The following is a 13,387-nucleotide window of genomic DNA, read 5'->3' on the forward strand; positions in this document are numbered from 1 at the left end:
GCCCAACGGAAGACCGATGCCCGACTATCCCGCCGAACTCGCGATCGACCCCTGGACCGGCCCCCCGCCGGCCGCCGCCGTGCGCGTCCCCGGCTCCAAGAGCCTGACCAACCGCGCCCTGATCGTCGCCGCCCTCGCCCGGGGCCCGAGCGTCCTCATCGACGCGCTCGACAGCGAGGACACCCGCGTCATGATCGACGCCCTCGAGAAGCTGGGCGTGGCGATCGATCACGACGCGAAGGCCGCCACGATCCGCGTCACCGGCTGCAGCGGCCGATTCCCCACGGGCGAGGCCGACCTCTACGTCGCCAACTCGGGGACCACGCTGCGGTTCCTGACGGCCGCGCTCGCGGCCGGCAAGGGGAGCTACCGAATCGACGGCACCCCCCGGATGCGCCAGCGGCCCGTCGCCGACCTCTTGCAGGCGCTCAACGGCCTGGGGGCCTTCACGAAGAGCGAGCTGGACACCGGCTGTCCGCCCGTCGTCATCAAGGCCGACGGCCTCGACGGCGGCTTCGCGTTCGTCCGCGGCGACGTCTCCAGCCAGTTCCTCAGCGGCCTGCTCATGGCCCTGCCCTACGCCCGAGGCGAGACGGTCGTCGAGGTCGAGGGCGTGCTGGTCTCGCGGCCCTACGTCGCCATGACGCTCAAGGTGATGCGCGACTTCGGGTTCCAGGTCGACAACCGCAAGTACAAGCGGTTCATCGTCAAGCCGGGCCGGTACGACTCTCGCGAGTATGCGATCGAGCCCGACGCCTCGGCCGCCAGCTACTTCTTCGCCCTGGCCGCGATCACGGGGGGCTCGGTGACGGTCGAGGGCCTGGGCTCGTCGAGCATCCAGGGCGACGTGCACTTCGTCGACATCCTCGAACACATGGGATGCGCCGTGGTCCGCGAGGCCGACCGGACGACCGTGACCGGCGGCCCGCTGCGGTCGTTCGACGTCGACATGAACGCCATCAGCGACACCGTGATGACGCTCGCCGTCGTCGCCCTCTTCGCCGACGGCGTCACCCGCATCCGCAACGTGGCCCACATCCGCCACAAGGAGACCGACCGCATCGCCGCCCTCGCGACCGAGCTGCGCAAGCTGGGCGCCGACGTCGACGAGCAGCCCGACGGCCTGCTCATCATCCCCCCGCCCCCCGGCGGCCTGCGGCCGGCCTCGATCGCGACGTACGACGACCACCGCATGGCCATGGCCTTCGCGCTGGCCGGCCTGAAGATCCCCGGCGTGGTCATCCAGGACCCGGGCTGCGTCGCCAAGACCTACCCGGGCTTCTGGGACGACCTGGCCGCGACCCGAACCGCCCCGACGGCTTGACGCTCTGGAAGAGCGCGGGGTATCGTGAACGACTTGACGACGGCCCGTCCGGCTCCTCCTGGGGGCGACCCAAATCCGGACGGCGTTGGAATTTACGGCAATCGACAGGCCGCCGAGCGAACCATGCTGCTGAAACGGACGCACACCTGCGGGGAATTGACCAAGGAGCACGTCGGCGAGGCCGTCGCGCTCAACGGCTGGGTCGACGCCTGGCGCGACTTCGGCGGCCTGGTCTTCATCGACCTCCGCGACCGCTACGGCGTGACCCAGGTCGTCTTCGAGCCCGAGGCCGGCGCCGACCTGCAGGCCCAGGCTCGCGAGCTGCGCAACGAGTACGTCGTGGGGATCCGCGGCAAGGTCGCGCCGCGGCTCGCGGGCAAGGCGAACCCCAAGCTCAAGACCGGCGAGATCGAGGTCCGCGCCGTCGAGCTGGTCGTCTACAACGCCTCGCCCACGCCCCCGTTCGAGATCAACGGCCCCGAGCCGAACGAGGAGCTGCGGCTCAAGTACCGCTTCCTCGACCTGCGCCGGCCCGACCTCCAGCGCGTCTTCGTGATGCGGCACAAGATCGGCCAGACGATGCGCCGGACGCTCTCCGACCTGGGGTTCCTCGAGGTCGAGACCCCCGTCCTGGGCCGCAGCACGCCCGAGGGCGCCCGCGACTTCCTGGTCCCCAGCCGCGTCCACCCGTCGCATTTCTACGCGCTGCCGCAGTCGCCGCAGCTCTACAAGCAGCTCTTGATGGTCTCGGGCTTCGACCGCTACTTCCAGATCGCCCGCTGCTTCCGCGACGAGGACCTCCGCGCCACGCGTCAGCCCGAGTTCACGCAGCTCGACGTCGAGATGTCGTTCGTCGAGGACCAGGACGTCATGACGACGATGGAAGGCCTGATCGCCGCGCTCGCGAAGGAGTTCGGCGGCGAGGAGCTGACCCTGCCGCTCCCCCGGTTCAAGTACCACGACGTGATGGAGCGGTTCGGCAGCGACCGGCCCGACCTCCGCTACGCCCTGGAGCTGAAGGACCTGGCCGACGTCGCCGAGCAGACCGAGTTCCGGGTCTTCCAGCAGGCGAAGGAGGCCGGCAACCGCATCCGCGGCCTCTGCGCCCCGGGCGGCGGCGAGAAGTACAGCCGCAAGGACCTCGACGGCCTGACCGAGTTCGCCGGGACCTTCGGCGCGAAGGGCCTGGTCTGGCTGAAGGTGGAGGCCGAGACCTTCGCCGGGCCGACCGCGAAGTTCTTCAAGCCCGAGGTCCAGGCCCAGCTCCGCGAGCGGTTCGACGCGAAGGCCGGCGACCTGATCCTGATCGTCGCCGACACCCAGGCGGTCACGAGCCAGGCGCTCTCGAACCTCCGCGCCCGGCTCGCCGGCGAGTTGAAGCTGTACGACCCCAAGGCGTTCCACTATTCCTGGGTCATCCAGTTCCCGCTGCTGGCGTGGGACGCCGAGGAGAACCGGTACGTCGCCGAGCACCACCCGTTCACGATGCCCCTCGCCGAGGACCTGCCGCTGCTCGACACCGACCCGGCCAAGGTGAGGGCCCAGGCGTACGACCTCGTCATCAACGGCGAAGAAGGCGCGGGGGGGACGATCCGCTGCCACGACCCGGTGATCCAGTCCAAGATCTTCGCCCTGCTCGGCCTCTCACCCGAACAGGCGGAGGAGAAGTTCGGCTTCCTGCTGAGCGCCCTACGCAATGGCGCGCCGCCCCACGGCGGCATCGCCTTCGGCTACGACCGGCTCGTCATGCTCTACGCCGGCCTGACCAACATCCGCGACTGCATCGCCTTCCCCAAGACCGCCAAGGGGACCGACATCATGACCGGCGCACCGGGCACCGTCGACCTGCGTCAGCTCAAGGAACTCCACATCCGATCGACCTGACGGATCGACCTTTCCGTCACGATCGACGTCCCCGAACGCCGCACGGACCTGTTCCCTGCGGCGTTCGGCGTTTCCACGCATGGCGCGGTGGAAAATCGTTGACACTTCGGGCCGTTAGGATACATTGATCTTCACGCAACTCATGCATCCGTCCCGGCCCCCGGGCCCCGTGCGAATCCGCATCCCATGACGACGCCGCAACCGCGACGACATCGACTCCTCCGGCTCGCGCCCTTGCTGGCGTCGCTGGTGGCCTGCGCGGTCGTCTCGGGCGAGGCGATGGCCGGCTGCTCGCACCCCGCGGGCGCGACGACCCTGCGTCGAGCGACCACCGCGCTGCAGGTGGTCGAGCTGGCGGAGACGGGCGACGCGACGACCTGGGCCCCGCCCGGGCGTCCCTGCAACGGCCCCCGCTGCCAGTCCAAGGCCCCCTCGGCCGACGCGCCGATCCCGGCCCCCCTCCCCGATCGCGACGACGGCTGCCTCGCCGGCCTCACGCTGGCCCCGGCTTCCCGCGACCCCGTCGCCGTCGCCTGGGCCGACCCTTTCCTGTCGCCCATCCTCACCGCCCTGGCCCTCGAACGCCCCCCGCGCGGCGTCTGAGCCGGAACGCCCGCGACCTTTCGATCCGCCCATGACGGCCCTCCCCTGCACGGGGCGATGCGGCTCCGCGAGGACTCTTTCGCGGGCCGGGGCCTTCGTCCTTCTCCCCTCGTGGGAGAATGTGGCCCGCAGGGCTGGATTAGGGGCTCGTCATCCGAGGCAGGCCATCGTCTTTCGGGCCGGGCCACGGCCTGGAAGTTGGAAGTGGAGGCGATCCACCGGGCGCCGTCGTTGGTCCAAGGACCTTGACGGTCCCCCTCATCCGGCCCTTCGGGCCACCTTCTCCCAAGGAGGGGAGAAGGCCGCTTCGCTACGCCCGCTCCGTCCGTATCTGATCGACATATTTTATTTTTCAATCGTATCCAGGAGTTCCCTCATGCTTCCTCGTCTCCGTCGCTCGGCCTTCACGCTCATCGAGCTGCTGGTCGTCATCGCAATCATCGCCGTGTTGATCGCCCTGCTCCTGCCCGCCGTGCAGTCGGCCCGCGAGGCGGCCCGGCGGATCCAGTGCACGAACAACCTCAAGCAGATCGGCCTGGCCTGCCACAACTACCACGAGTCGCGCGGGGCTCTCCCCGGGGCGAACATGGTCTTCGGCACGACCGGGCTCTCGGCCCTCAGCATGCTGCTGCCCCAGATGGAGCAGCCGGCCGTGTACAACGCGATCAACTTCTCGTTCAAGTACGACGACCCCGTCAACTCGACGTCGAAGTACACCATCGTATCGGGCTTCGTCTGCCCGTCCGACAAGAGCAGCCCGCTCCCCGCGCTCGGCGGCCAGACGAACTACATGGCCGACATGGGCAGCGGGATCGTCTGGCAGGAGGCCGTCAGCGGCAACGCGGGCCTGCCCGAGCCCAACGGCCTGTTCCACGGCAACACCTCGAAGACGTTCGCCGCGGTGACCGACGGCCTGTCGAACACCGGCATGTTCTCCGAGCGGGTGCTGGCCGACGGCAACAACGCGGTCGTCAGCAAGGTCGCCGACGTCTTCTTCTCGCCGCTGGCCCCGACCACGGTCGACCAGGCGTACACGATGTGCCAGGCGGTCGACGTCCAGAACCTGTCGAACCAGTTCCCGCTGTTCATGGGCGCCCCCTGGCTCACCGGCCAGCACGTCTTCCAGCACATCAACCCGCCCAACGGCCGCTCGTGCGGGTTCTTCGTCACCAACCGCGCGATCATGCCGCCCAGCAGCTTCCACCCCGGCGGCGTGAACCTGCTGCTGGCCGACGGCTCCGTCCGGTACATCAAGGATTCGGTCGATCGGGCCGCGTGGGGCGCCCTCGGGACGATCTCCGGCGGCGAGGTCATCAGCAGCGACGCGTACTGACGCCCAACCTCCGGGAGGACTTCGCATGTCGATTCGTGAGCACATGAAGACGCGGCGGACCGCCGGGGCCTTGGCCCTGGCGCTGGGCCTGGCCTCCGCCGCCACCGGCTGCGGCACGGGCGTCGCCCACCCGGTCGACCCGGGCGGGGCGATGGTCGCGCTCAAGACGACCCTCGACGCCTGGAAGGAGGGGAAGGATCCCGAGTCCCTCAAGACGGCCGCGTCGCCGATCGTCGTCCAGGACATGGAATGGCAGTCGGGCGCGAAGCTGGTCGACTACCACGTCGAGGGCGACGGCTCCCCGGCCGACGCCAACCTGGAAGTCCGCGTGAAGCTGAACCTGACGGCCAAAGGCAAGAAGGTGGAGCGGAACGCCCACTACCTGGTGACCACCAGCCCCGCCGTCACCGTCTTCCGCGATATGATGAAATGAGCACCCATCCGGCGTCTCCGCCGATCCCTGAACAACGGAGGATCTCCCCCATGATCGCACGAACCTCGATCCGCCTCGTGGCCGTCGCGGCCGGGCTGGGCCTCGGACTCCCGGCGACCGCCGAGGAGCCGTCGAAGCCCCAGGCGGCGACCCTCGCCACCGCGCCCATCTCCGGCGACGAGGCCGGCAAGGCGCTCCGCGAGGCCTGGCCCGACCGCCCCGAATGGCTCGACATGTACACGGCCATCCTCGCCGACGAGCCCATGGGCCCCACGAACGGCTGGTTCCGCACGTCCGCCACCCAGACCCGCTACGGTTGGGACGCCGTCCGCACCAAGTACGACCGCGACGGCGACGGCAAGGTCGCCCGCAAGGAATACCCCGGCGACGACGCGTCGTTCGCCCGCCTCGACCGCGACCGCGACTCGGCGCTCGCCGAGCCCGACTTCGACTTCTCGCGGGCCTACATGCCGTCTCCCGGCTCGATGCTCTTCTCGCGACTCGACCGCGACGGCGACGGCAAGGTCGTGAGGGAGGAGGTCGAGAAGTTCTTCAAGGCGGCCGACGGCGACGACGCCGGCTTCCTCTCGCGGCTGGACCTCGAACGGGCGCTCCCCGCCCCGTCGGGCTCGATGGGCCCCGGCGACCGGCCGACCAAGGCCCAGCTCATCAAGGGCCTCTTCAGCCAGGAGATCGGCTCGCTCCAGAGCGGCCCCAAGCTCGACGAGTCGGCCCCCGACTTCACCCTGAAGCGGGCCGACGGCCAGGGCGAGCTGACCCTCTCGAAGCTCATCGGCCCCAAGCCGGTCGTCCTCATCTTCGGCAACTTCACCTGCGGGCCGTTCCGCAGCATGGCCGGCAACTTCGAGAAGCTCAACCGCCGCTACGGCGACCGCGCCACGTTCGTCATGGTCTACGTCCGCGAGGCCCATCCCAGCGACGGCTGGCGGATGCAGTCCAACGACTCCGTCGGCGTCACGACGACCCAGCCCAAGACCTACGAGGAGCGGGCCGAAGTCGCCCAGCGCTGCGGGAAGCTGCTCAGCCTGGGCTTCCCCATGCTCGTCGACACCATCGACGACGCCGTTGGGGCCCGCTACAGCGGCATGCCCGGCCGCTTCTACCTCCTCGACAAGTCCGGCAAGATCGCCTTCAAGAACGCCCGTGGCCCCTTCGGCTTCAAGCCCGCCGAGTTGGAGCAGTCGCTGATCCTGCTGCTCCAGGATGAGGGCTCGACGAGCGATCACCAGGCCCGCGCCGAGGCCCGCTGACGTTCCCTCGACTACCAAAAAACCCACCCCGACGGCCCCGGATCTCCCCCCGGGGCCGTCGGCGTTTCTGACCCGGACTGGCCGCCGCGGGAGCTTACGCCGGGATGACCACCTCGACTCTCGGGTAGCCCGCGAAGCCGCACAGACTGTACAATCGCCACCTCCTCTCGATCGCGGGGCTCCGACCTGACGAGGCGTCGAGTCCTGACATGCTCGGGAACGCCCTTTGCATCGTGCGAATCTCGTTTGCACCACGGAAGCATCGCGGGTCTCCCCCCCGCGTCGACTCGTTCTGGAACGATGACGTTGCGTTCCGTTTACCGGACGCCTGTGTTAAGATAGAGAACGCAGTCAACCTACGAGATTTCAACATCGTCCATCTTCGAGCGGCGAGGTTCGAAGAGCCCGGTCTATCGGGGGACGTGGAGAGTTCTATTTTGAGCACGCCCGCCAAGTTGTCACCTCGGGTCGGGATGCGAGCGGTTGTCATCGTGCTCGCCGCGGTCCCGTTCCTGACCTCCGGGTTTGCACCCCGCAGGGAGGCCGTCCTGGCCCCGCGGAACGCCTCAGGCGCCGAGGTCCATGATCCCGCCGACGTCCCCGTCCTGAGTTGGCTGCCGGCCGGCACCCGGTTCCGGGACGACCGGCCGCCGGCGGACTGGAGCGACGTCGTCCTGAAGTCGACGCCCGCCCTGACCTCGGGCGACCTGGATACGGTGTCGAAGGAAGCGTTCGCGACGGCCCGTCGGCTCCGGCTGGTGATCCTGGCCGACGTGGCGCGGAAGTCGGATGCGGCCCCGTATGCGATCCGCCGGCTCGGCGTCGGCCTCTCCGCGCCGATCGTCGGAGCGGACGGGGGCGACGTGGTCGTCGCCGCGACCAACGTCGGCGATGCGTCGGGCTCATGGTCGACGAAGGAGCGGATCATCCTGGCGGCGGGCTCGCGCGAGCTGGGCCGGGCGAAGCTCGCCGCGGCGACGCCGACCTTCGCCATTCTGCGCACGCCGACCACCTGCCTGGTGGGGGCCCGACACGAGACGCTCGACGTGCTCTACGCGGTGCTCGTCGAACCGGCCTCGGGCCGGCTGCGGCTGTTCGTCTGCAAGCCGGCGGCGGGCGGGGCTCCGAGCGTCGTCCGCGAGCTGGAGGCCCCGGCGATCGTCGATGGCCCGCTCCACGTCAGGGCGAAGACGTTCGCCGGCATCCCGATCTCGTGGTCGTTCGCGATGATCGACGTCCCCGAGGGGGCCGAACGGGCGATCCCCGACGAGCTGGCCCGCCTGATCGCCCCCGACCGCCTGGAGACGGCCGACGCCCGCGTCGTCGAGGGGGCCTTCCGCGCGTTCGCCGAGCGGCCAGCCCTGACGCCGACCGCCCGCGCCGCCGATGCAAGCGCCGCTCAGGGCGACTGAAGGGCCTTCTTGTCGAGGAAGCCCTGGCCCTTGAGCCAGACCTCGCAGAGCTTCGGCCAGGACTGGAAGGCCGGGTTCGGGGCGATCTTGTGCTCCTTCGAGCCGCTCCCCAGGCCCAGGCCGTGCTGACCCTTCTCGAAGACGTGCAGCTCCAGCGGCACCTTCGCCTTGCGCAGGCCGAGGGCGAACAGGAGGCTGTTCTCGGGCGGGACCGCCGAGTCTTCGTTGGTGTGCGCGAGGAACGTCGGCGGCGTCTCGGGGGTCACCTGCTGCTCGTTCGAGTAGAACTTCAGGAGATCCTCGGAGGGGTGCTCGCCGAGCAGGTTGCGATTCGAACCCTGGTGGGTGTAGGGCGTCGCCATGGCGATCACCGGGTAGACCAGGATCAGCCGGTCAGGGCGCGAGCTGACGCGGTCGATCGGGTCCTCGGCGTCGGCCTTGCCGGCGTCGAAGTGGGTGCCGCCCGTCGACGCCAGGTGTCCCCCCGCCGAGAAGCCCAGCAGCCCGATCCGGCCCGGGTCGACGCCCCACCTCGCCGCCCCCTGGCGCACCACGCGGATGGCCCGGTTGACGTCGTGCAGCATCGCCGGCTCCCGATAGGCCGGCGCGAGGCGGTACTTGAGCACGAAGGTCGCGACCCCGATCGAATTCAACCACTCGGCGACCTGCTTCCCCTCGTGGTCGATCGCCAGCCCGCCGTACCCGCCCCCCGGGCAGACGACGACCGCCGCGCCCGTGGCGACGTCCGGTTTGGGGAGGAAGACGGAGAGCGTGGGGACGTCCTTCGCCGGGTCCGTTCCCTTGGCGTCGGGCGCGCCCTGGGCCCAGAGCTTCACGACCTCGGACGCCCCTTCGAGCGCGTCGGCTCCGGCCGTCCCCGTCCCAGCCACGCCCATCGCCCCGAAGGCGGCCATCGCCAGCCAACCGCGCGTCATGTGCACTCGACGAACCACCGCGTCACCTCCTCGTCTCGCCTGGAAACGGCCCGGAACCTCGCGACGGCCCCGATCGTAGACCATGCCGCGGGGGCCGGCAACCGTCCGCCGTCGGCCCCCGCGCCAAATGCGGCCGGCCCTGTCAAAACGGCAGACGGACGGAGCACGCGGCACCCGAAAGCGAAACTTAAAACACTTACCAGAAATGACTTAAGACACACTCAATGCGTCGGTACGCCAGTTGCATTTAGGGTGGATCGAGTAACTCTGGGAGTCGTTTTTGGCAAGACTCCCGCGTCGCGCCGGGCCAGCGCCCACGGCCGACACGTCCGGGTCGTCGATTGGAGGATCAACGTGGCGAAGATACTGGCATACGATGAAGAGGCCCGCCAGAAGCTGGCCAGCGGCGTCGGCAAGCTGGCCCGCGCGGTGCGCAGCACGCTGGGCCCGCGGGGCCGGAACGCCGTCATCGACAAGGGGTGGGGGGCGCCCACGGTGACCAAGGACGGCGTCTCCGTCGCCGAGGAGATCGAGCTGACCGATCCTTACGAGAACATGGGCGCGCAGCTCGTGAAGGAAGCGGCCTCGAAGACCTCCGACGCCGCGGGCGATGGCACCACCACGGCGACCGTCCTGGCCGAGGCCATCTTCAAGGAGGGCCTCAAGGCCCTGGCCGCCGGCGCCGACCCGATGGCGATCAAGCGCGGGATCGACAAGGCCGTCGCGGCCATCGTCGAGAACGTCAAGTCGCAGTCGAAGAAGATCAACGGCAAGAAGGAGATCGCCGAGGTCGCCGCCATCGCCGCCAACAACGACAAGTCGATCGGCGAGAAGCTGGCCGACGCGTTCGAGAAGGTCGGCACCGACGGCGTCATCACGGTCGAAGAGGCCAAGGGCTTCGAGACGACCGTCGACGTGGTCGAGGGCATGCAGTTCGACCGCGGCTACCTCAGCCCCCACTTCGTCACCGACCAGGACCGGATGGAGGTCGTCCTCGAGGACGTCTACCTGCTCATCCACGAGGAGAAGGTCAGCTCGCCCACCAAGCTGATCCCGCTGCTCGAGAAGATCGCCAAGGCCAACAAGCCGCTCCTGATCATCGCCGAGGACGTCGAGGGCGAGGCGCTGGCCACCCTGGTCGTCAACAAGCTCCGCGGCATCCTCAAGATCGCCGCCGTCAAGGCGCCGGGCTACGGCGACCGCCGCAAGGCCATGCTCGAGGACATCGCGATCCTCACCGGCGGCAAGGCCATCTTCAAGGACCTGGGCATCGACCTCGACGCCGTCCAGCTCTCCGACCTGGGCCGGGCCCGCAAGGTGACCATCTCCAGCGAAGAGACCACGATCGTCGAGGGCGCCGGCTCCTCCGAGGCCATCAAGGGCCGCGCCGACGCCATCCGCCGCGAGGTCGGCACCACCGACAGCGAGTACGACAAGGAGAAGCTGCAGGAGCGGCTCGCCAAGCTCGCCGGCGGCATCGCCCAGATCAACGTCGGGGCCGCCACCGAGACCGAGATGAAGGAGCGTAAGGCGCTCGTCGAGGACGCCCTGCACGCCACCCGCGCGGCCATCGAGGAAGGCGTCGTCCCCGGCGGCGGCACCGCCCTGATCCGCGCCTCCAAGGCCATCGAGAACCTCAAGCTCGAAGGCGACGAGCAGTTCGGCGTCGACATGATCCGTCGCGCCTGCGAGCAGCCGGCCCGCTACATCGCCGAGAACGCCGGCATCGACGGCGCCGTCGTCGTCAACCGGGTCAAGAAGTCCGACGACCCCAAGTTCGGCTACAACGCCGAGACCGGCGTCTGGGGCGACCTGCTCGAGGCCGGCGTCGTCGACCCGGCCAAGGTCACCCGCACGGCCCTCCAGAACGCCGCCTCCGTCGCCGGCCTGCTGCTGACGACCGAGGCCATGATCGCCGAGCCCCCCAAGAAGAAGGAAGCCGGCGGCGGCGGCCATGACCACCATGGCGGCGGCATGGACCCGATGGGCGGAATGGGTGGCATGGGCGGAATGGGTGGCATGGGCGGAATGGGCGGCATGATGTGAGCGACGTCCCCGCGACGTCCTCCGGCCCCCGGGCCCCCGCGAACGCGAGGGGCCCCGCCCCCACCCCGTAACGAACGATCCACGAACACCGATTCGATTCATTCGAGCAGACGAGAAGGACAAACGGACATGGCCACCCTGACGATTCGCCCCCTGGAAGACCGCGTCGTGATCAAGCAGATCGAGGCCGAGGCCAAGACGGCCGGCGGCATCGTCCTCCCGGACACCGCCAAGGAGAAGCCCCAGCGCGGCGAGGTCCTCGCCGTCGGCCCCGGCAAGCTCCTCGACTCGGGCGAGCGCAGCCCGATCGGCGTCGTGGTCGGCGACGAGATCCTCTTCGGCAAGTATTCGGGGACCGAGATCAAGGTCGACGGCGAGGAAGTCAAGATCCTCCGCGAGTCCGACATCCTGGCCAAGATCGTCAAGTGAACCGGGCCGCGTCGCTGACCCCGCACTCATCCATCGACCGAGGAGCCTTTCTCCGTGGCTAAGCAACTGCTCTTCTCCGACGCCGCCCGCCGCAAGCTGCTGGAAGGCGTCGACGTCCTGGCCCAGGCCGTGGGATCGACCCTCGGCCCGACGGGCCGGAACGTGATCCTCAGCAAGTCCTTCGGCGGCCCGCTCGTCACCAAGGACGGCGTCACGGTCTCCAAGGAGATCGAGCTGAAGGACCCGTTCGAGAACATGGGCGCCAAGCTCGTGAACGTCGTCGCGTCCAAGACGTCCGACGTCGCCGGCGACGGCACCACGACGGCGACCATCCTGGCCCGCGCCCTCTACCGCGAAGGCCTCAAGAACGTCACCGCCGGGGCCAACCCGACGGCCCTGCGGCGCGGCATCGAGAAGGCCGTCGAGGCGGCCGTCGCCGAGCTGCACGACAAGATCTCGCGGCCGGTCTCCAAGAAGGAGGAGATCGCCCAGGTCGGCGCCATCTCCGCCAACAACGACCACGCCGTCGGCGCCATGCTGGCTGACGCCGTCGAGAAGGTCGGCCGCGACGGCGTCATCACCGTCGAGGAGGGCAAGACGGCCTCCACCACCCTCGAGTTCGTCGAGGGCATGCAGTTCGACAAGGGCTACCTGAGCCCCTACTTCGTCACCTCGCCGACCACCATGGAGGTGATCTTCGAGGACGCCCTGATCCTCCTCTTCGAGAAGAAGATCAGCAGCCTCCGCGAGCTGATCCCGCTTTTGGAGAAGGTCGCCCAGTCGGGCAAGCCCCTGCTGGTCGTGGCCGAGGACGTCGAGGGCGAGGCGCTGGCGACCCTGGTCGTCAACAAGCTCCGCGGCATCCTGAACATCGCCGCCGTCAAGGCCCCCGGCTTCGGCGACCGCCGCAAGGCGATGCTCGGCGACATGGCCGTGCTGACCGGCGGCACCGTGATCAGCGAGGACCTCGGCCTGAAGCTGGAGAGCATCCAGCTCAATCAGCTCGGCCAGGCCAAGCAGATCAAGATCGACAAGGACAGCACCACGATCATCCAGGGCGCCGGCAAGCGTGAGGAGATCCAGCGCCGGATCGACCAGCTGCGGCGGCAGATCGAGGAGACCGAGAGCGAGTACGACAAGGAGAAGTTCCAGGAGCGGCTCGCCAAGCTCTCCGGGGGCGTCGCCCTGATCCGCGTCGGGGCCCCGACCGAAGCCGACATGAAGCAGACCAAGGCCCGCATCGAGGACGCCCTCCACGCCACCCGCGCGGCGGCCGAGGAAGGCATCGTCCCCGGCGGCGGCACGGCCCTGCTGCGGACCATCCCGGCCGTCGAGAAGCTGATCGAGACGCTCGAAGGCGACGAGAAGCTCGGCGCCCGGATCGTCCTCCGCGGCCTGGAAGAGCCCGTCCGCTACATCGCCTCGAACTCCGGCTACGACGGCGCCGTGATCGCCGACGAGGTCAAGGCGGCCGGCGGCTCGCAGGGCTACGACGCCAACAGCGGCGAATTCGTCGACATGTTCGCGGCCGGCATCATCGACCCCACCAAGGTCACCCGCACGGCCCTCCAGAACGCCTCCTCGATCGCCGGCCTGCTGCTGACGACCGAGGCCCTGATCACCAACATCAAGGACGACGAGAAGGAGAACGGCCCCCGGGCCGAGGGCTCCGTCCGCTGATCCGAGTCCCTCCAGGACTCCCGGTCCCCGGGGCGCC

11 protein-coding genes are annotated in these 13,387 nt (G+C 69.2%); 10 read left to right on the forward strand and 1 reads right to left on the reverse strand.

Features of this window, described 5'->3' with window-relative positions; genetic code table 11:
• Positions 1-16 precede the first annotated feature (16 nt).
• The 7 genes from aroA to PZE19_RS10080 all read left to right on the forward strand — a co-directional run bounded on the left by aroA (position 17) and on the right by PZE19_RS10080 (position 8,260).
• Entirely contained in the window at positions 17-1,324 is a 1,308-nt protein-coding gene (gene aroA, locus PZE19_RS10050; protein ID WP_277860478.1) for a 3-phosphoshikimate 1-carboxyvinyltransferase, read from the forward strand.
• A 123-nt stretch (positions 1,325-1,447) separates the two neighbouring features.
• The gene (gene aspS / locus PZE19_RS10055) at positions 1,448-3,208 is read left to right on the forward strand and encodes an aspartate--tRNA ligase (RefSeq protein ID WP_277860479.1); all 1,761 of its coding nucleotides are present in this window, start codon (positions 1,448-1,450) and stop codon (positions 3,206-3,208) included.
• A 186-nt stretch (positions 3,209-3,394) separates the two neighbouring features.
• On the forward strand, positions 3,395-3,811 hold the full coding sequence (locus PZE19_RS10060) for a hypothetical protein (RefSeq protein ID WP_277860480.1): 417 nt from the start codon (positions 3,395-3,397) through the stop codon (positions 3,809-3,811).
• Positions 3,812-4,187: 376 nt separating this feature from the next.
• Positions 4,188-5,144 (forward strand): DUF1559 domain-containing protein, encoded by a 957-nt coding sequence (locus tag PZE19_RS10065; RefSeq protein ID WP_277860481.1) that lies wholly within the window; start codon positions 4,188-4,190, stop codon positions 5,142-5,144.
• A 25-nt stretch (positions 5,145-5,169) separates the two neighbouring features.
• Positions 5,170-5,577 carry a hypothetical protein gene (locus PZE19_RS10070; RefSeq protein ID WP_277860482.1) on the forward strand — a complete coding sequence of 136 codons (408 nt, stop codon included), beginning with the start codon at positions 5,170-5,172 and terminating at the stop codon, positions 5,575-5,577.
• A gap of 50 nt (positions 5,578-5,627) precedes the next feature.
• Positions 5,628-6,848: a deiodinase family protein gene (locus PZE19_RS10075; RefSeq protein ID WP_277860483.1), complete on the forward strand. Its 1,221-nt coding sequence runs from the start codon at positions 5,628-5,630 to the stop codon at positions 6,846-6,848.
• A 473-nt stretch (positions 6,849-7,321) separates the two neighbouring features.
• Entirely contained in the window at positions 7,322-8,260 is a 939-nt protein-coding gene (locus PZE19_RS10080) for a hypothetical protein (protein ID WP_277860484.1), read from the forward strand.
• Here the strand turns inward: PZE19_RS10080 and PZE19_RS10085 are convergent.
• Positions 8,248-9,213, reverse strand: a complete 966-nt coding sequence (locus tag PZE19_RS10085; RefSeq protein ID WP_277860485.1) for an alpha/beta hydrolase — start codon at positions 9,211-9,213, stop codon at positions 8,248-8,250. The genes PZE19_RS10080 and PZE19_RS10085 overlap by 13 nt on opposite strands.
• 336 nt (positions 9,214-9,549) lie before the next feature.
• Here PZE19_RS10085 and groL (PZE19_RS10090) point away from each other — a divergent pair, with 336 nt between their 5' ends.
• From groL (PZE19_RS10090) to groL (PZE19_RS10100), 3 genes are all read left to right on the forward strand, one after another.
• On the forward strand, positions 9,550-11,241 hold the full coding sequence (gene groL, locus PZE19_RS10090) for a chaperonin GroEL (protein ID WP_277860486.1): 1,692 nt from the start codon (positions 9,550-9,552) through the stop codon (positions 11,239-11,241).
• Between the two features lie 129 nt (positions 11,242-11,370).
• Positions 11,371-11,670: a co-chaperone GroES gene (groES, locus tag PZE19_RS10095; protein ID WP_277860487.1), complete on the forward strand. Its 300-nt coding sequence runs from the start codon at positions 11,371-11,373 to the stop codon at positions 11,668-11,670.
• Positions 11,671-11,724: 54 nt separating this feature from the next.
• Positions 11,725-13,350, forward strand: a complete 1,626-nt coding sequence (groL, locus tag PZE19_RS10100; protein WP_277860488.1) for a chaperonin GroEL — start codon at positions 11,725-11,727, stop codon at positions 13,348-13,350.
• The last annotated feature ends 37 nt before the right edge of the window (positions 13,351-13,387 follow it).

Source organism: Paludisphaera mucosa (genome assembly GCF_029589435.1).
Lineage (GTDB): Bacteria > Planctomycetota > Planctomycetia > Isosphaerales > Isosphaeraceae > Paludisphaera > Paludisphaera mucosa.